Annotated in this window: 17 protein-coding genes; 11 read left to right on the top strand and 6 right to left on the bottom strand. The window is 41.3% G+C overall.

Annotated features, from left to right (window positions below; translation table 11 throughout):
- Positions 1 to 146: 146 nt before the first annotated feature.
- The 3 genes from ACTWPM_RS05585 (at position 147) to ACTWPM_RS05595 (ending at position 3,546) form a co-directional block, all read left to right on the top strand.
- Positions 147 to 995 carry a YitT family protein gene (locus ACTWPM_RS05585; protein ID WP_443132079.1) on the top strand — a complete coding sequence of 283 codons (849 nt, stop codon included), beginning with the start codon at positions 147 to 149 and terminating at the stop codon, positions 993 to 995.
- Positions 996 to 1,440: 445 nt separating this feature from the next.
- Positions 1,441 to 3,015 (top strand): acyl-CoA synthetase MbcS, encoded by a 1,575-nt coding sequence (mbcS, locus tag ACTWPM_RS05590; protein WP_443132080.1) that lies wholly within the window; start codon positions 1,441 to 1,443, stop codon positions 3,013 to 3,015.
- Between the two features lie 105 nt (positions 3,016 to 3,120).
- A complete protein-coding gene (locus tag ACTWPM_RS05595) occupies positions 3,121 to 3,546 on the top strand; it encodes a GNAT family N-acetyltransferase (protein ID WP_443132081.1) in 426 nt (141 codons plus the stop codon).
- A gap of 51 nt (positions 3,547 to 3,597) precedes the next feature.
- On the opposite strand, the gene ACTWPM_RS05600 is transcribed toward ACTWPM_RS05595, so the two are convergent.
- Positions 3,598 to 4,101, bottom strand: a complete 504-nt coding sequence (locus ACTWPM_RS05600) for a cupin domain-containing protein (RefSeq protein ID WP_443132082.1) — start codon at positions 4,099 to 4,101, stop codon at positions 3,598 to 3,600.
- 228 nt (positions 4,102 to 4,329) lie between these two features.
- Here ACTWPM_RS05600 and ACTWPM_RS05605 point away from each other — a divergent pair, with 228 nt between their 5' ends.
- Positions 4,330 to 4,752 (top strand): hypothetical protein, encoded by a 423-nt coding sequence (locus tag ACTWPM_RS05605; protein ID WP_443132083.1) that lies wholly within the window; start codon positions 4,330 to 4,332, stop codon positions 4,750 to 4,752.
- Positions 4,753 to 5,821: 1,069 nt separating this feature from the next.
- The gene (locus ACTWPM_RS05610) at positions 5,822 to 6,076 is read left to right on the top strand and encodes a hypothetical protein (RefSeq protein ID WP_443132084.1); all 255 of its coding nucleotides are present in this window, start codon (positions 5,822 to 5,824) and stop codon (positions 6,074 to 6,076) included.
- Here ACTWPM_RS05610 and ACTWPM_RS05615 read toward each other — a convergent pair whose 3' ends face one another.
- Positions 6,077 to 6,355, bottom strand: a complete 279-nt coding sequence (locus ACTWPM_RS05615; protein ID WP_443132085.1) for a hypothetical protein — start codon at positions 6,353 to 6,355, stop codon at positions 6,077 to 6,079. It abuts the gene before it with no gap.
- Between the two features lie 15 nt (positions 6,356 to 6,370).
- Complete coding sequence (locus ACTWPM_RS05620; RefSeq protein WP_443132086.1) at positions 6,371 to 7,738, bottom strand: hypothetical protein; 1,368 nt, start codon at positions 7,736 to 7,738, stop codon at positions 6,371 to 6,373.
- 279 nt (positions 7,739 to 8,017) lie between these two features.
- On the opposite strand from ACTWPM_RS05620, the gene ACTWPM_RS05625 reads away from it, so the two are divergent.
- Both ACTWPM_RS05625 and ACTWPM_RS05630 read left to right on the top strand, forming a co-directional pair.
- Entirely contained in the window at positions 8,018 to 9,652 is a 1,635-nt protein-coding gene (locus tag ACTWPM_RS05625) for a BCCT family transporter (protein WP_443132087.1), read from the top strand.
- Positions 9,653 to 9,720: 68 nt separating this feature from the next.
- On the top strand, positions 9,721 to 9,936 hold the full coding sequence (locus ACTWPM_RS05630) for a DUF3951 domain-containing protein (protein WP_443132088.1): 216 nt from the start codon (positions 9,721 to 9,723) through the stop codon (positions 9,934 to 9,936).
- Positions 9,937 to 10,009: 73 nt separating this feature from the next.
- Here the strand turns inward: ACTWPM_RS05630 and ACTWPM_RS05635 are convergent, their stop codons facing one another.
- Positions 10,010 to 10,711, bottom strand: coding sequence for a DUF5694 domain-containing protein (locus tag ACTWPM_RS05635; protein ID WP_443132089.1), 702 nt, complete (start codon positions 10,709 to 10,711; stop codon positions 10,010 to 10,012).
- Between the two features lie 85 nt (positions 10,712 to 10,796).
- Positions 10,797 to 11,723, bottom strand: a complete 927-nt coding sequence (locus tag ACTWPM_RS05640) for a TIGR03571 family LLM class oxidoreductase (protein WP_443132209.1) — start codon at positions 11,721 to 11,723, stop codon at positions 10,797 to 10,799.
- Positions 11,724 to 12,127: 404 nt separating this feature from the next.
- On the opposite strand from ACTWPM_RS05640, the gene ACTWPM_RS05645 reads away from it, so the two are divergent.
- The 4 genes from ACTWPM_RS05645 to ACTWPM_RS05660 all read left to right on the top strand — a co-directional run bounded on the left by ACTWPM_RS05645 (position 12,128) and on the right by ACTWPM_RS05660 (position 17,705).
- Positions 12,128 to 13,921: a PTS mannitol-specific transporter subunit IIBC gene (locus ACTWPM_RS05645; protein WP_443132090.1), complete on the top strand. Its 1,794-nt coding sequence runs from the start codon at positions 12,128 to 12,130 to the stop codon at positions 13,919 to 13,921.
- A gap of 91 nt (positions 13,922 to 14,012) precedes the next feature.
- Positions 14,013 to 16,106 carry a BglG family transcription antiterminator gene (locus tag ACTWPM_RS05650; protein WP_443132091.1) on the top strand — a complete coding sequence of 698 codons (2,094 nt, stop codon included), beginning with the start codon at positions 14,013 to 14,015 and terminating at the stop codon, positions 16,104 to 16,106.
- Positions 16,107 to 16,128: 22 nt separating this feature from the next.
- On the top strand, positions 16,129 to 16,566 hold the full coding sequence (locus ACTWPM_RS05655; RefSeq protein WP_443132092.1) for a PTS sugar transporter subunit IIA: 438 nt from the start codon (positions 16,129 to 16,131) through the stop codon (positions 16,564 to 16,566).
- A gap of 2 nt (positions 16,567 to 16,568) precedes the next feature.
- Entirely contained in the window at positions 16,569 to 17,705 is a 1,137-nt protein-coding gene (locus ACTWPM_RS05660) for a mannitol-1-phosphate 5-dehydrogenase (protein WP_443132093.1), read from the top strand.
- Between the two features lie 24 nt (positions 17,706 to 17,729).
- Here the strand turns inward: ACTWPM_RS05660 and ACTWPM_RS05665 are convergent, their stop codons facing one another.
- Positions 17,730 to 18,101: a PilZ domain-containing protein gene (locus tag ACTWPM_RS05665; RefSeq protein WP_443132094.1), complete on the bottom strand. Its 372-nt coding sequence runs from the start codon at positions 18,099 to 18,101 to the stop codon at positions 17,730 to 17,732.
- Positions 18,102 to 18,121 lie beyond the last annotated feature (20 nt).

Here is an 18,121-nt window from a genome sequence, read left to right on the forward strand (position 1 = left end):
TTTCAGCTTCAATCGCTTACATAAAATAAATTGTTTTTTTACATGCAAAGCTGTTTACAAAAGCAAAAAAGGGCTCTATAATCCCGATTGTACTATTAATTCGTTCGACAATATTCTTCAATATTTATAATAAAGGAGGCTTACTGATGCTTAAAAAATTATGGTCTTTTCTAATGATGAATTTAGGTGCTTTATGCGTAGCGGTTAATGTTCACTTTTTCCTTTCCCCAAACGATCTAGCGACCGGGGGAGTCAGTGGTTTATCAATCGTATTGAATAAAGTCATCCCTGATCTATCATTAGGAATGATAATGATCTGCTTAAATATCGTTCTGTTTATCGTTGGTTTTATATTCTTAGGTTTTCAATTCGGAGCAAAAACCATCTATGCTAGTTTTGCTCTGTCCTTCATGGTTTGGGGACTGGAAACCTATGTCCCAATGCAAGAAGCATTGAGCAATGACTTATTGATTCAATTAATTATTGGTCAAATTATTGCCGCATCGGGAATGGCCATTGTTTTTCATCAGGGAGCCTCTACAGGCGGAACGGATATCATTGCTATGATTCTCAACAAATACTTTTCTATTGAAGTAGGTAAAGGTGTCCTATTCTCTGATATAGCGATTGCTGCATCTTCAATCTTTATATTTGGTCCAACTGTCGGTATGTATGCTTTCTTCGGAGTTATTCTAAATGGTCTCGTTATTGATTACACGCTGCAGCAGTTTGATAACAATAAAGAAATTGTCATTATCAGCCGCGAGAGCGATCTTGTGCGTAATTTCATCGTTCAGCAGCTGGGACGCGGGGCAACCATTCACCACGCAAAAGGTGCTTTTAATCAGGAAGATAAGGAAGTAATTACGACAATTTTAAACCGCAAAGATTACACTCGCTTGAAAAAATTTATGACATCGGTTGATGAACGAGCGTTTATTACGGTTCATTCCATGAACGAAATTCTTGGAGAAAACTTCAAACGTCTCGCTTAATCGAATAAGAACACGAAAAAAGCCTTCAGATTTCACTTTAATCTGAAGGCTTTTTTATAAGGTTTTTTAATACGTGTGAAGCCGAATAAAGCAGAGAAATTTATCAAGCTTACAGCAATAAGTGAGGCTATGGTGTAGTTATAGCTCCCCGTTACATAAGAAAAGCAGAAAAATAATAAAATGATCATCATGGAAAGACTGGTAAGTAATAGAGACAATGGGCTTGTTAGTCTTCCGGTTTTTCCTCCAATTATAGAACCTCACTCCTCACGAACGAACTTGGTGTTACTAATCATACATGAAAAGATAATTTTCTGTCAATTTACTCTACTCAATAGATTTGCCCTAAGTAAAGTTAAATATATTGAATAATTAAGAATATTTGATATAATTAGTTTGCTGTAAAAATGAACAGACGCTCATTATTGTAGAGGAGGAAGATGAAGTGGATCGTGAAGAATTAATTGCCCCAGAAAGATATAATGTAGTATCAGAGATTGAAAAGTTTGCGGAAGATCCTTCCCGCAAGGCTCTATTATGGCTCAGTGAAGCCGGGGGCCAAAAAGAAGTTACATATGAACAGCTGCTCCATCAGGCAAATAAGATGGGAAATGCTTTTCTGGACCATGGTTTGCAAAAGGGAGATAAAATCCTTGTCATGATTCCTCGATTGATTGAAGCGTATCAAGTATATATTGCGGCCCTGAAAGCTGGGCTGGTTATTATTCCTAGTTCAGAAATGCTGCGTGCAAAAGACCTGCAGTACCGGATTACTCACGGTGATGTACGTGCAGTTGTCAGCTACCATCCGTTTACTGAACACCTGGATGCAGTGAAAGAAAGTGATCAACTTCTTAAATTTTCTGTAGGAGGGTCAAAAGAAGGCTGGTTTGATTTTGACGAATTATTAGAGGATTACAGTTCAACTCTTGAGACAGCTGATACAGCTAGTGGTGATATGGCCTTTCTATCGTACACTTCAGGAACGACAGGCAATCCAAAAGGAGTGGTTCATACCCATGGGTGGGGATATGCTCATTTGAAGACCGCTGCTTATAAATGGCTTGCTATTCAGGATGGCGATACAGTATGGGCAACAGCTGGTCCAGGATGGCAGAAATGGGTGTGGAGTCCTTTTTTATCTGTACTGGGTACGGGTGCAAGAGGTCTTGTGTACCAAGGTAAATTCAATCCGAAAACCTATTTAAGCCTTATGGATGAGCATAGCGTCAATGTTTTATGCTGTACTCCAACTGAGTATCGTTTGATGGCTAAAGTAGATAATCTGGATGATTACCAGCTTACAGACCTGCATAGCGCCGTTTCTGCAGGTGAACCATTAAACAGAGAAGTTATTGATACATTTAAGAATCATTTCAACGTTACTGTCCGTGATGGTTACGGCCAAACAGAGAATACTCTTCTAGTAGGAATTTTGAAAGACATGGAAGTACGACCTGGATCCATGGGCCGTCCTACCCCAGGAAATCAAGTAGAAATCATTGATGAATTGGCAGAACCTGTAGAAATAGGAGAAGTTGGAGATATTGCTGTTCATCTGGATACTCCTGCTTTATTCAAAGAATATTATAAGGATCCAGAACGCACAAAAATGTCTCATCGCGGAAACTATTATGTGACAGGGGACCAGGCGAGAAAAGATGAAGATGGATACTTTTGGTTTGAAGGCCGCAGTGATGATATTATTATCAGCTCCGGATATACCATTGGCCCTTTTGAAGTAGAGGATGCTCTTGTGAAGCATAAAGCTGTGCAGGAGTGTGCAGTAGTGTCAAGCCCGGACGAGGTCCGTGGTAATGTGGTTAAAGCTTTTATTGTACTGCAGAACAACTATGAGCCGACTGACAGTTTAGTAAAAGAATTACAAGACCATGTTAAGAGCACAACAGCACCGTATAAATATCCAAGAAAGATCGAGTTTACAGAGGAACTTCCTAAAACAACATCTGGGAAAATACGGCGAGTGGAGCTTCGCAAAAAAGAGAATGCTTCCAGGTAGGCTGTGACGGAAAGCAATTGCAAGAATATAACCTAGAATAAAGACCTGTTGCTGAGAAGCCTCTTCAACAGGTCTTTGTTATGGAAATGGATAGGAGAGAGAGCTTTGATAAGAGAAGCTGTTATACAAGATGCAAATGACTTAGCGGGGCTTATGAAAACCTTAGGTTATCCAACATCAGAAGACGAGATGAGGGAGCGTTTAGAAGCGATTTTGCCTCATGAGGACTTCAAAACCTTTGTATATGACACACCTGAAGGGCTAATTGGTATGATTGGGATGAGTTTCAGCTATGCATATCATACTGATAGCCCTCATGTTCGTGTAATTGCTTTTGTGGTAGATATAGAGCATCAAGGAGAAGGAGTGGGAAGATCACTTATGAGAGAGGCAGAGCACTGGTCAGAGAGAAAAGGAGCCAAAACCATTCAATTAAACAGTGGAAACCGTGATGAACGTAAAGCGACACACAAGATTTATGAGGGATTTGGTTTTGTTGGTAAAGCCACTGGTTTCTACAAAACGCTATAAAATTTAAAAAATCCGCTTTAAGGTAAATTCTTAAAGCGGATTTTTATGGATCTACGACCGGTTCCATAATTCCATTAACGGTCCGTTCTCCCCTAATAAAGGATCTGCTGCAGGAGCCGGCGCATCAGGGATCTGAGAAAGTGCCTCTTCGTATTCCTCTTTATCCCCAGTTTTTAAATCGAATGATTCACCGAATGGGTAAGCAGCAAGGACTTGGAAATCATCAGTGGCCCATTCATTTTTATGAGCAACGCCGGCTGGAATAATGATTAAATCTCCTTTTTTCACGTCCACTGTGCGACCGTTTGGTCCGCCAAGCTTCAAGCGGGCTGATCCTTCTACTAACGCAAGAATTTCATGGGTTCGACTGTGATAGTGGTGATAATCAAATACTCCGCCAACCCATGTGTTGGACCACCTGTGTTTCTTAAACAATTGTTCAGATTCATCGATAGGCATATCCACCGCCTGACGATATATTAAAGCTGGCAAAAACGGGTGGTTTGGGTAATAACCATCCTCTTCTAGTAAAATTCGATCTATACTTGTGTTCATGGGTATCTCCTTTCAAATTCTCTCACAGTAAAACATAACCATCCATAAAATTAGATAAACATTTTTTGGGTTTTAGTGAAACTATTACTAACTTAAAATCGTAGGAATATATAGAAGAACCATCTGAACTAGATAGTTAAATAATTATATTAACATAATGTAAAAAAGTTGAAAAACACGGGTGTTAAATATTACTAATATTGTTAGAATGATAATCGAGGTGAGCGAATGGCAAAAAAATTAATTATTATAACGGGTATTATATTCACGATACTCCTGTCGCTAGTATACATAGATCAACGATATTTCTTTAACCCAGTAAAATTCAGCCAAGACGCAGTAACACCTCATGAGTGGAATGAATATGAACGCCCGATGACTTTGACTTATTATAAGCTAGAAGATGGAAGACAGACGGTTACGATTAAAACAGAACAGGAAATTAAAGCTTTATTAAGCACGCTAAAAGAATCCCCGCATGAAGGGAACGCAGAGTTGTCTGAAAATGTCCACGGTGCGTTGAAGCTTTCAAGTAATAAGGAGACCTTATTAGAAGTTTATTTATATGCGGATCATTGGAAAATCCTGAAGGAGAAAGGCGCAATTTACGAAATTACACAGCCGCTTGAGCAATTATTTAACGAGTACTAGCCAGCCAATTTTTTAGGCTGGCTTGTTTTTGTTAAGAAAATAACTACCCATCCACAGAGCGATCTTTTTCTAATAACACTGTTAAACATTGTTGATTTTTCATAGGAGACTTATTAAAGAATAGGACCGGTTACTGTAAGACTCGATTTCGAGATATTCTGGGTCCGTTACTCGAATGGGGAGAAGGGCTGGTGGGGAAATAACTCGCTTTCCTATGGCCCTACACGATGTGGGGTCGATCGACGTTGCCACAGGACGTGGCGACCTTAGTCGATCCTCCTTTTACCAGGAGCTTCCTCGCTCGTTTCACTCCCTGCGGGATCTCACCTGATTCCTTCTCCCACTCTTACACTTTTTTGTGACGTAAGCATAAATGAGTGCCTAAACGTTGAAGAGAGCTATCCAGCTCCAGCACCTAGCGGCTAGTGAGACTTCCCTCACTTCTGTACGATAAGTCAACATCGAATCGCCACGCTCTTCGTGTTTCCTTTATCTCCGCCAGCTCAGTCCAGTCCATACGCCGCTGACCAAGGTGCTTCCGCTTTTAACCGGGGAGTCTCGCCATTTCTCCACCAACCCAGCCAAGGGAGATTAACGGACCCTTTCAGACAAGGGAAATGCTCTTCTCCTAAATAGGTCCCAAATGCTTCTATGACAAGCTTTTTCACATCGTTTTAGCATGAAATACACTCTTCATCCCATCCTTTTTTCTCACCAAGCAACCAGTGTATTTAGTGGTTTCGAGTTTCTGATTCGGCCAGGTCCGGAGGGGGACGATGTAGACTCCTGTGGGATGAACATGATCGGTAAGATCCCGGAAGGCGAAGCCTGAGGAAGCTTACCACATGCCCACGGAAAGCGGAATCGTCCCCGCAGGACCTAATTCTAACAAAAGTCTCGAAACTGAGTCTTCCAGTAACGGGAGCTTATCTGGAGTAAAAAACTAGAAGGTTTTAAAGAGCATATTTAATGAATCCTCTAACCGTTTTTCGTAGTCAAAAAAATAAAAAGAATGTAATATACTTGAAGAGGTTAAAATGAATAAGATAATAATTAGGAGTGCATATAAATGAGCAGAATATTTACTCATGTCTTTAACACACTGGTTGGAATTCTGATTCTCATTGAGGGAGGCGTCTACATCTTTGTAAACAATAAAGATGGGGACATTCATTTTCGCAGTATCATCATGTCCCTATTATTGCTTTTAGCATGGGGGATGTCTTATCGTAAACAATTAACGAGTGAAAATCAAAGTGCGTGGCTGATTGTCACTATTATCATTACGATCCCAATGATTCTCCCGTGGCTTTTCTTTATTTAATCAAGAATTGCCCAGCCACAGGATAAGACCAACAGCTCCAAATAAAAGCGCCGAGACGAGGTAAATATATCCGAAAACTCGGTGCTTTACTTCTTCTTGGTTTGTTTCCACAGCCCCTGAAAAAATAAGAAATAAAATAGCTATGATATACATAGATAATTCTACACCCGCATAGGGCTCTGTTTTTAGAATAAGCCACCCGTCGATAGGAATAGCCGTAACAAGAGGGAGGTATAGAGGATTAATCCACTCTCCTACTCCTTTTTTCTCCTTGGACATAAAATCTCTCCTTCTCTATAGCAGCAGCCAGCCGAGCAGACTTCCGGCTGATCCAAACCATAATGCAAAGCCAATATTCCATTTTGTAATGCGGTAAGGGTTTCTGCCCGTCAACTGACTCATGATGGTGACGGTTGTATTAAATGTGCCCGCGGCATCACTAGCCAGGGTGGACGTTAACAGTACAATAGCAAGACTTAAAGGATTTAATTCGGTTAACAGGGGTTGAATTAAGGTTCCCATTAGACTAATGGTTACTAAAGGGTGGATGCCGATTAGTGAGAACATTAGAGAAACCAGCTGAATGGCCAGGAACAGCACTAAAGGTGTAGTCGATAACTGTAATAAGGGAGTTTGAATCACTTCAATCATTTTCGTTTGTTCGAACATTTCACTGAAGAATCCTAGTGAAATAAACAAAAGCATTAAATTCTGTAAGCCGTTAACCTGGGGAACCCAGGTTTTTTTGTTATATCTTATAAATGCTTTCACTTGGTTAATAGTAAGCGCCCATAACAGAGTAAAAGGCAAAATGAATAGAATAACGGCATTAAAATAAGTAACATTTAAAAGCTTCTGTACGCCAAAAGCAAGAAAAATGAACAAGAACAGCATTCCGAGTAAGTAGCTGACTTTACCCAATAATTGACTGCCAGATATTTCTGTAGAGGATTCCGGTGCTTCATAGGCTTCTTTTCTATAAGTGAACCATCCAATACACCAGTCGATCAGCAATAAGGAGATAGAAAAGAACAAAGCCCATGGAAGCAATTCAAAGTAAGCTACTCCAGTAATTGTAACCGTAAGGGCAATGAATATTTCTATAGGGCTCCAAACGTTGGCAAGGGCAAAGGAGCGCAAAATGGATTGACTGGAAAATGGATCAAGACGTGAGGTGTTGATTTTCTGAGCTGAATTTTTAACAACTGCCTGGACAATAGTGATTGCCGAAAAAAATACAAAAAGACAAAGAATGTAAGCAATTAGAGAGCTACGATAGTAAAGCTGACCCAGATGCTTCGTCCTTAACTGCAGCAGATTCTGCAGTTCTTCGTCATACTTCCCCACGATCATTAGATTATTAATAAACGGAAGAAAATATAAGAGACTGAGAAGTAAAGCCGTAGAAGTAAAATGCAAGGGGAGTGAAAGCCAGCTTTCTCCAGAAAAACTGAAGATCACGAATCCTGCACAAACAAAAATAGCAGAAATGATTTGAAATGTTCGGCTAGCTCCTTTAAAAGAAACTGGGAGGATAACCAGTGCTGTACAACCTAATAAATAGGATATGTAGATGTTATCTATAAATAGAGATATTAGGTAAAAAAGGATAAAACTGGTGTATAAACAGGCTTTCAAGATTTTTCCATGTGTGAACTTCATGAACAAACTCCCCTAATTTCAAGCATCTCGTTTCAATCGTCCAAGAATAGCAGGAAAAAGTCAACTTTCATGGATTAAGTCTGACAGAGGGTTATTTTTTATAGTATTTAGACTCAAGTATCACTTTGTGAATTTGGCATATGTGTATCCACTTGTTAAGCTTAAGTTTGGCTACAAACTTCTCCCCATCTTTATACCCTCTTTTTTTCCAAACAGAATGGATTGTTTACTTAGGAACAAACTAACAACTAGCAGATAAGTCAGAAAGGATGCTTTAAAATGAAGACGAGATTGATCGATTGGCCTACGTTTATAGGTGCTTTAATTTTACTGGTAGCGGTTACGCTTCCACTAATTCTATTCCCGGACGCCGGAAGGGCTTTCGTGTCGGACGCCAATAGTTTTATGACAGGTAATTTCGGCGTTCTGTACATGGTAATGGGATTTGTGGTGTTTGCTTTTCTATTATTTGTAGCGTTTAGTAAAAATGGCTCCATTAAACTAGGGGATGAAGGAGAAAAGCCTGAATTCAATACGTTTTCCTGGGCGGCCATGTTATTTGCTGCCGGGATTGGCTCCAGTATTCTGTATTGGGCGGTTATCGAATGGGCTTACTATTATCAGGGTCCTCCATTTGGGGTAACTCCTGAATCTCAAGAGGCCATTCAATGGGCTTCAGCCTATGGAATCTTTCACTGGGGTCCTATTGCATGGGCAATCTATACGCTCCCTGCTTTACCCATCGCCTATTTCTATTATGTAAGGAAAAAGCCGGTGCTTAAAGTAAGTGAAGCCGTACGTCCTGTGTTAGGAAAATCAGTCGATGGACCGCTGGGAACGGTCATTGATGTCCTGTTTATGTTTGGGCTCCTGGGAGGGGCAGGAACAACGCTTGCGCTTGGTACCCCTATGATTGCTGAAGGGGTCAATAGTTTAACAGGTATCCCGGCAAATCTTGGATTGAAATCTTTCATTATGCTGTTATGTACATTGATTTTTGCGATCAGCTCTTATTCGGGACTTAAAAGAGGTATTAAAGTTCTTAGTGATATCAACCTTTGGTTATCCTTGTTTATTCTGGCCTTTGTTTTCATCTTTGGACCTACTCGGTTCATTAGTGAAACGACAGTTAACGGTCTTGGAATACTCGCAGATAATTTCTTTAAGATGGCTACATGGATGGAACCTTTTGCAGGTATAGGTCCATTTGGCGAGACTAATTTCCCCGAATCCTGGACAATATTCTATTGGGCCTGGTGGCTTGTTTATGCCCCGTTCGTAGGTCTGTTTGTTGCCAGAATTTCAAGGGGAAGAACCATTCGTCAAATGGTTCTTGGAACCATGATTTATGGAACAATCGGCTGTATTCTGTTCTTTGGAATCATGGGTAACTTCGGTTTATATATGCAGTTGACGGGCTCGTTTGATGTGGTAAGTTTCATGGACCAAAATGGAGCTCCGGCTACGATTATAGCTATTATTAATGAACTGCCGCTCGCTAAATTTATGGTGCTGGCATTTACGGTCCTCGCTATCATATTTCTGGCGACGACTTTTGATTCTTCCTCCTATATCCTTGCTTCTGTTGTGCAAAAGAATGTAGAAGGGGAGCCGATGCGCTGGAATCGTCTATTTTGGGCGTTCGCTCTATGTCTGATGCCGCTTGCACTCATGTTCCTGGGAGGCTTGGATACACTTCAGACGGCAAGTATCGTTGGTGGATTCCCGCTGATATTCATTATGATTTTATTAGCATGGTCCTTTATGAGAGCCTCAAACGAAGATATTCGAGCTTCTGATGACTATCAGTCATCTACTATTCACATTGAACGCTGGAAGAAGAAAGGCAAAAAGCGAAGAAGATCAGCTCTTGAAGTACTTGAAGAGAAAAATAAAGATGAAGATGACAATTAATCGATGAAAAGCCTGCGTGCCATGCACGCAGGCTTTTCATGTTAAAATAGACCAAAAGGAGGATCCTTATGATATTGAATGCTTTCGGGATATTAATCGTTGGGGCAGCCGTATGTATATTAATTATTCTCGTAGCTTATAAATTGTTTATTAAAAAAGAGTCGATTGATACTTCTCATTCTTACACTCCTTTTGACTATATTACCGGTCAAACCAGTCAGGAGTTCCACGAAGAAGAAGACTTCCTCCAGGAAGAAGAAAAAGATCCTAATGAAAAACCATAAGTTTATTTCAATTAACTTCCACCTCAGGTCATCCAGTATCTGGATGACCTGAGGTGGAATATTTTATGTGATTCTATTTTGGCAGATAGGGGAGAGGTGACTGCATGATAAAGTCTCCGCTGTCGCTTAAGAACTGATTAAGCAGGTGAAGATGATCGCCTCCAATTAGTACTAAGACTCGATCATCAGAGCCAGCAATCCGGGCAATATTAGCGGAGATGGCTAAATCCCGGTGGTGCCATTGTTTTAACCACTGAACACCGACCTGGTGCTGGCGGTTGCCGACTTTTGTAAGCTTCATGTACACCCTTTGCAGCTCTTGGATATACTCAGGTCGATTAATATAAGCCAGAGTATGCAGCATACTTTCATCGTTTTCCATCTTTTTTATCCTTGACTGAACCTCAAGAATCTCCTGGAATAATGCGGGCTGATGTTCCTTAGCCCACTCAAAGACTTGATTTAAGGAAGGAGAACTCATGTCTACCACTTCATCAACAGGATAGACTCGAGGATGCTCGAGCCCATGAGCCAGTCTAAAGGCAATTTGTTCGACTTCATCGTAGGCGGGTTTTAATTCACCGGATTGAAACTCTTGATATTTACGATCTAGTTCCTCTTCAATAAGAAAGGGCTTCTCAACAGCAATCTTAGTCGGGTTATACTTCTTAAAAGCTTCCACGACCGTATGGATATGATTCTGCTGTTCGTTCACGGTTTGAGGCTCCATCGCCATATGAAATGTGCCAAGAAGCATAACTTCAGGTTTACTCATTTTCATCCTCCTCACATACCCCCATTTTTATCCACCTCAGGTCATCCAGATTATGGATGACCTGAGGTGGGGGGTTTTAACATGATTATTCTGTTGATGTGTTGAAGTGGGGCAGTACATATTCTCCCAATTCTTGAATGATTTCAGGGACTGGTCGTTTATTCTTGGACAGGCCAAACATGATGTGATTAACTCCTGCATTTCTATATTCCTCAAGCAGTTCGACCGCGCGCTTTCTACCTGTTCGGTAGCCTGCAGGAATTTTCTCGAGCGGATAATCAGGATCTTCCATTAATTCCAGCGGAAGAGGCATGAAAAATGGACGAAAAGCGTCAGGACCATGATATTCCTTCACTTTTTCTCTGTAATCTGAAATAGTCTTTTGCTGCTTGTCGGGAGGCTGAGGGTAGAACATCCACCCATCTCCATGCTCAGCCACCCAGTCCAAGGTTTGCTGGCAATAGCCTGTCATAAAAGCAGGGATTCTGCATGTGGGCTTGGGGACCAGGTTCGACTTGTGGAGTTTACCGAATTCTGAATCCACCTCCGGAAATTCCTCAGCAATAACTTCATTGAAATAATGAAAACTCTCGCGAAACAACTCGCCTCGTTTCATAATATCAATTCCCAGGCCTTCAAAGTCTTTCCTACGATCACCAGATGAAATTCCAAGCATGAGCCGTTCAGGAAAAAGTCGCTCAATGCTGGCTGCCTCTTTAGCCGTTCGAAGCGGATGACGCAGAGATGTGACCAGAGCCGCTGTTCCTAAATTAATAGACGAGGTTTGTGAGGCCAGATAGGTAAGATAAATTAAACTGTCGAAAATTTGTCCGGTAGCCGGATCTTCAAAAGTAGGGTCTTCCAATAATACATCCTGAAACCATAGGCACTGAAAACCCATTCTTTCAGCAAGCTGCGCTCTTTCAACCTGGTGAATCATCTGTGGTGGTTCTTTATCGTAATTTTCTAGCGGAACATTAACACCAAATGATAGTTTGTCTTCCTTAAGCATTCTTTGAAAGCCTTTATGCTGTTCGAACAAGGCAGGTCCACCTCCGTTGTAATCATGATGCTTTCTATTATAAAGAGGAAAGAGAAGAAGTGCGAACAACAGACATTGCAGGTAAATTAACAGAGTCAAAATACAGTTAGCGGGCTTCAATCCATCAATTACAGGGTTCATTGATGCTCTGCTCTCGTTGAAGGTCCAACATAAACGAATAACCCCCAGGATATAACTATAAAAGGTGATCCTCCAGCGGAAAATCGAATGGAAGACGGTCTTTATTTAATAATGTCAACAATGACTCTGACAAACATGCGTTTAGATTGTATTGTATATAGCGGTGTAACCGCTTTAAAATAAAGTTACAGACAAAGAGAAAAAAAGCGTTGAGAGACGAAGGAGGAAACAAAATGAGTGAACAACAAGAGAAAGCGGGAATGAGGGCAAAAGTCCAGAAGTTCGGCAGCTTTTTAAGTAGTATGATCATGCCGAATATCGCCGCCTTTATTGCATGGGGACTTATTACAGCACTATTTATTCCGGACGGATGGTTCCCGAACGAAGATTTAGCCGCTATGGTTGGACCGATGATCAATTATCTATTGCCATTATTAATTGCTTTTACAGGTGGACGCTTGATTCATGGTTTACGCGGAGGGGTAGTTGCCGCTACAGCTACCATGGGTGTTATTGTCGGTTCACCGGATACACCAATGTTTCTTGGGGCCATGGTTGCTGGTCCAATTGCCGGTTATGCTATGAAGAAAGTAGATGAATTCTTTGACGGAAAAGTTCGCCAAGGGTTTGAAATGCTCGTTAATAACTTCTCAGCAGGAATTTTAGGAGCCGCACTAGCTGTACTTGCCTACTATACATTAAGTCCGCTATTTTCAGGTATCACAGATCTTCTTGGTGTGGGAGTAGACTTGTTAATTTCAGCTGGTTTATTACCATTAGCCAACTTATTTATTGAACCTGCCAAAGTAGTATTCCTGAACAATGCTATTAACCACGGAATCCTTACTCCTCTTGGTACGGAACAATCTGTAGAAACAGGAAAATCGATTCTGTTCTTACTTGAAGCAAACCCTGGTCCAGGTCTTGGCGTATTACTAGCCTTTATGTTCTTTGGAAAAGGAGTCTCTAAACAAACAGCACCAGGTGCAGCGATTATTCAATTCTTGGGTGGAATTCATGAGATTTACTTCCCGTATATTCTATCGAAACCACTTGTTATATTAGGGGCCATTGCCGGTGGTGTCTCGGGTACAGCAACCTTCGCTTTCTTCAATGCTGGACTGACAGCCGCAGCCTCACCTGGAAGTATTATAGCTATTATGGGTATGACCCCAAGAGGTAATTATCTTGGAGTTGCTGCTGGTGTAGCTGTAGCTGCTATTGTTTCCTTTATCGTATCCTCAATTATATTGAAAGCAAGCAAAGGTGAAGATGAGGGAGATATTGAAGAAGCAACAGCTAAGATGGAAGGAATGAAAGGGAAAAAAAGCAGTGTCTCCGGACAACTATCTGGTAAACAGCCTGCAGAAGATTCAGCGGAAGACCGTAATACAGCTGAGGTTCCTAAGCTTGATTACTCTAAGGTGGATAAAATCATTTTCGCTTGCGATGCCGGCATGGGATCGAGCGCTATGGGGTCATCCTTATTAAAAAATAAATTCAAAAAAGCAGACCTTGATATTGAAGTAACGAATATGGCGATTAACGACCTGCCTCAGGATGTAGATGTCGTCATTACCCATAAAGATTTAACGGAGCGTGCGAAGCAGAAAGTTCCCAATGCTCACCATATTTCCGTTGATAACTTCCTGAATAGCCCGAAATACGATGAGCTTGTTGAAGAATTGCAAAACAAATCTACTACTGAAGAAACTGGCGGCACAGCAGAAGTAACTGATGTAGACGCGGCTAAAGTGGACAAAATCATTTTTGCCTGCGATGCGGGAATGGGATCCAGTGCTATGGGCGCATCCCTCTTGAAAAATAAATTCAAGAAAGCAGGAATTGATATTAATGTGACGAACATGGCGATAAATGATCTGCCGCAGGATGTGGATATCGTTATTACTCATAAAGACTTAACAGAGCGAGCGAAGCAAAAAGTTCCAAGTGCTCATCATGTGTCCGTCGATAATTTCTTAAACAGTCCAAAGTATGATGAGTTAGTAGAAGAGTTGAAGAAATAGTGAAGAGTAGAAAAGAGTCTGTTTGATCAGACTCTTTTCTGCCCGGTTACTATTCCCTGGGGCTGAAGGGCAGAGAGGAGTGGAAGGATGTATGTATGTCTCGGCACGAGAACGAAGACTGATTGAAATGCTGCTTGAGACTCCTCAAGACCTAACGATTAAAGACCTAGCTGAATCTCTGGATGTGAGTGCACGAACAATCCATCGGGATTTAAAAGGCGTAGAAGACGTTCTCGAAAGTCACGGGTTATCCTTAGAAAAGAAGACTGGTAAAGGAATAGCGATTCTTGGTGAAGAGGAAAGACGTCAGGATTTACGAATGTCGATTAATGAACAAAACTCCTTAGACTACACACCCGAAGAGCGTCATGTGCTTATTCTCTCCTGGCTGCTTGAGTCTCAGGATCCGGTCAAACTCATGACTTTATCAAACGAACTGGGTGTCACAGTGGCCACTATCAGTCATGATCTGGATAAGATTGAAGAGATTCTTGTTAAATTTCAACTCCAGCTGATCCGTAAGCGTGGATACGGAGTTGAAGTTCAGGGGGAAGAAGGCAACATTCGTGAAGCTATCCAATATATCATTATGCAGCATATGAATGAGCATGATTTTCTTAAATTGCTGCGAGAAAACATTCAATCTCCGGCCGCACCTTCACTTGATGCTGTTTCCGATCACTTGCTTGGTCTGGTTGACCGGCAAAACATCAGCACCATTGAACAAACGGTTAACTCGATTAGGGCGGAGCTTCCTTATCATTTGGCTGACAGTGCTTATATTGGATTAGTCATTCATTTGGCCTTAGCGATTGAACGTTTACAGCAAGGGGAATTTATACAGATGGAAGACGAGTATTTGACTCGTCTTCAGTCAACAAAAGAATTTGATATCGCTGGTAAATTAATCAGCAAGTTAGAAGAAATCTTTGAGTTATCGATTCCAAAAGCGGAAACCGGCTATATTACGATGCATTTAATGGGGGCAAAAGTCCGTTACAACCAGGATTACATTCTGGAAGACAGTAGTCTGAGTGTTGCTTTTAAAGCAAAACAGCTGATTGAGTTCGTATCGAATGCCTTACAACAGAATCTTCACCATTCCGATCAACTGTTGAATGATCTGGTAGTGCATTTGAAGCCTAGTTTATATCGGATCCATCAGGGAATGGATATTAAAAATCCACTGAGAGAACAAATTGAGCAGGACTATCCGGAATTATTTCTAACGCTTGAACGAGCAACAGAGTTTGTATTCCCTAAAATTACTTTTCCGAAAGAGGAAACAGCTTTTCTTGTGATGCACTTTGCCAGTGCTTTGTTAAATATGGAAGATTCACGCGGCCTTAAAGCGTTAGTAGTCTGTTCAAGCGGCATAGGCACCGCCAAAATTTTAGCTGCCAAGCTTAAGAAGCAATTTTTGGAGATTGAAGAAGTGGATCACCAGTCTCTGTTCGATTTAGATCAACTAACGAAAGAGGATTATGATTTAGTCGTATCTACGATTCCGCTCGATAGTATCGAAAATTATGTTCTCGTGAACCCAATGCTGCCGAATGCGGATATTCAACGGCTGGAACATCGAATTCGAAAATTGAAGATTACGAACAGTATGAAGCCGATCAAAGAAAATGTGGAACAAGAAGATGAAACGCTGCAGACTATACAAGAATCTGTAAGCGGCATTCAGCGATATGCTGCAACCGTTGGTCAGTTGTTAAACGGTCTGTATGTGCTCAGTCACTCAAGTAGATCCAAACAAGAAATACTTTACGACGCATGTCTATCATTACAGAACAAAAACTTACTCACAGAAGCGGAAACCATTACGGAAGCCTTATTGAACAGGGAAACTGTGGGAGGACTAGGGATTCCAGATACCACTCTTACCTTGTATCACACCAGGCATCCCGCTGTTCGTGAGGCGTCCTTCACCATTATTAAGCTTAACGAAGCCCTGGAGGTCACGGGAATGGATGGCGAAGTAATGCCGTCGTCCGTGTTCATCCTTATGCTGGCCCCACAGGACATGAGTAAGGAAGGACTGGAGGTTATCAGTTTCTTGAGCTCCCTGCTTATTGAAGAACCTGAAATGATCAGGGTGCTTGAAAAGGAAGAAGAAGACCAAATCAAAAGTTATGTGTCTAACCAGCTTCACCAGTTTTTTAAGAAAAAAATATCTTAATTATGAAAAGAGGAGAATGAATATGTCTGATAATATTTTAACGTCCAACACAATTGAATTGAATGCACAGTTCAGCTCAAAAGAAGAAGCCATTCGTTATGTGGGAGGTTTGCTTCATAACGGTGGATATGTAGAAGAAGCTTACATTGACAAAATGCTGGAAAGAGAAGAAGTTACTTCAACATTTATGGGGAACTACGTAGCCATCCCTCATGGTACGGAAGATGCGAAGAAATCAGTGAAAGAAACGGGCCTTGCCGTAGTTACCGTTCCAGACGGTGTTGATTTTGGTGACGGTAATATCGTGAAATTGCTCATTGGCATCGCTGGTAAAGGAGACGAACACCTTCAGATCCTCTCCCAGATTGCCATTGTATGTTCAGAAGAAGAGAATATCGATACCATTCTAAATGCTCAATCCAAAGAAGAAATTATCAGCATCTTTAATGAGGTGAATTAATAATGAAAGCCGTTCACTTTGGAGCAGGAAATATCGGAAGAGGATTCATTGGCGCACTGTTATCGCAGGCAGGTTATGAAACCATATTTTTAGATGTAAATGGTGAATTAATCGATGAACTAAACCAGAAAAGGTCCTACCACGTAGACCTTGCCGGCACAGATCGTTCGCTTGAGGTTACTAATGTTTCAGGGTTGAACAGCATCAACGATGAACAGGCAGTTATTAAGGCTATTGAAGAAGCTGAGATTATTACTACGGCTGTTGGTCCCAATATACTGTCTGTTATTGCTCCTGTACTGGCCAAAGGTCTTCTTCATAAAAAGGAAAAAGGAAACGTAATCGCCTGCGAAAATATGGTAGGCGGGAGTGAAATTTTGAAAAATCACGTTCTTGAGCACGTAGATGCTGAGGAAAAAGACTGGATCAGTGAGAATATCGGCTTTCCGAATTCTGCTGTGGATCGAATTGTACCGGATCAGCATCAGGATGATCTATTAACGGTTAAAGTGGAGCCTTATTTTGAATGGGTAGTAGAGACGACCGCTATTAAAGGGAATCCTCCGGAAATCAAGGGGATTACGTATGTCGATGATTTGACTCCTTACATCGAGCGGAAGCTTTTCACTGTGAACACTGGTCATGCAGTGGCTGCCTATTTAGGAAAATTCCATGGACACGAGACGATTAAGCAAGTTATGGATGATCCGGCTATTAAAGAGAAAATCCGAGGTGCACTCCAAGAATCAGGAGCAGTTCTGATCGAAAAATATCAATTTGATGCAGAGGTTCATCATGACTACATTGAAACTATATTAAGCCGTTTCGAGAACCCGGACTTATCAGACGAAGTTACTCGTGTAGGACGAGCACCGATTCGAAAACTGGGACCGAATGACAGGCTGGTCCAGCCGGCGGTGTCTTATATAGAATACGTTGAGAAAGATCCGGTATATCTTGCAGAGGTCATCGCAGCGGCTTTATTTTACGATAATGAGCAGGATCAGGAAGCCGTTGAAATGCAGAAACGTATAGTTGATAAAGGGAGAATAAAGGCCTTTCAGGAAATCGCTGAATTGGACAATGACCATCGACTAGTCAAAGTTGTTGAAGCGCAGGTCCACCATTTAGAAAAGTAATTACAAAAAACCTCCAGAGGAATTTTAATCCTCCGGAGGTTTTTTGTCTTTTATTTGATTGTGTTTTTTTAAAGACTGAATCACTTCTTCATGATGATCACCGATAAAATCAAGGCCGTAATGATATTGGCCGCGAGCCGGCTTCGACCATATGACTTCCGCTGTAAAAGAAAGGTCTTGACCAGCGATTGAGGTGGTGACAAATAAGTGGACTGTTTTGCTTGTAGGAATATGTACATCTGAAGCTAGTTTCATACCGCCAGGGCTGATGTCGATGACTCTGCCGGACCCCATGGAGGAATTGACCGGTTTTTTATCGACCTTAATTAATTTAAAGGCAGCGGGGAGAGGCTCATCGAAGGTATATCTTAACGTTTCATTTCTTCGGTATCGCATTAAATCGACCTTTCTGGCTA

It is taken from the genome of Halobacillus sp. K22 (assembly GCF_052246795.1).
Taxonomy (GTDB): Bacteria; Bacillota; Bacilli; order Bacillales; family Halobacillaceae; genus Halobacillus.

What these genes read in the sequence shown, in the direction of transcription:
- ACTWPM_RS05585 (WP_443132079.1), top strand. Translation starts at nt 147, where the DNA reads ATGCTTAAAAAATTATGGTCTTTTCTAATGATGAATTTAGGTGCTTTA.
- ACTWPM_RS05665 (WP_443132094.1), bottom strand. Translation starts at nt 18,101, where the DNA reads ATGCGATACCGAAGAAATGAAACGTTAAGATATACCTTCGATGAGCCT.
- ACTWPM_RS05655 (WP_443132092.1), top strand. Translation starts at nt 16,129, where the DNA reads ATGTCTGATAATATTTTAACGTCCAACACAATTGAATTGAATGCACAG.
- ACTWPM_RS05630 (WP_443132088.1), top strand. Translation starts at nt 9,721, where the DNA reads ATGATATTGAATGCTTTCGGGATATTAATCGTTGGGGCAGCCGTATGT.
- ACTWPM_RS05610 (WP_443132084.1), top strand. Translation starts at nt 5,822, where the DNA reads ATGAGCAGAATATTTACTCATGTCTTTAACACACTGGTTGGAATTCTG.
- ACTWPM_RS05625 (WP_443132087.1), top strand. Translation starts at nt 8,018, where the DNA reads ATGAAGACGAGATTGATCGATTGGCCTACGTTTATAGGTGCTTTAATT.
- ACTWPM_RS05605 (WP_443132083.1), top strand. Translation starts at nt 4,330, where the DNA reads ATGGCAAAAAAATTAATTATTATAACGGGTATTATATTCACGATACTC.
- ACTWPM_RS05660 (WP_443132093.1), top strand. Translation starts at nt 16,569, where the DNA reads ATGAAAGCCGTTCACTTTGGAGCAGGAAATATCGGAAGAGGATTCATT.
- ACTWPM_RS05635 (WP_443132089.1), bottom strand. Translation starts at nt 10,711, where the DNA reads ATGAGTAAACCTGAAGTTATGCTTCTTGGCACATTTCATATGGCGATG.
- ACTWPM_RS05620 (WP_443132086.1), bottom strand. Translation starts at nt 7,738, where the DNA reads ATGAAGTTCACACATGGAAAAATCTTGAAAGCCTGTTTATACACCAGT.
- ACTWPM_RS05615 (WP_443132085.1), bottom strand. Translation starts at nt 6,355, where the DNA reads ATGTCCAAGGAGAAAAAAGGAGTAGGAGAGTGGATTAATCCTCTATAC.
- ACTWPM_RS05645 (WP_443132090.1), top strand. Translation starts at nt 12,128, where the DNA reads ATGAGTGAACAACAAGAGAAAGCGGGAATGAGGGCAAAAGTCCAGAAG.
- ACTWPM_RS05650 (WP_443132091.1), top strand. Translation starts at nt 14,013, where the DNA reads ATGTATGTCTCGGCACGAGAACGAAGACTGATTGAAATGCTGCTTGAG.
- ACTWPM_RS05600 (WP_443132082.1), bottom strand. Translation starts at nt 4,101, where the DNA reads ATGAACACAAGTATAGATCGAATTTTACTAGAAGAGGATGGTTATTAC.
- ACTWPM_RS05640 (WP_443132209.1), bottom strand. Translation starts at nt 11,723, where the DNA reads ATGCTTAAGGAAGACAAACTATCATTTGGTGTTAATGTTCCGCTAGAA.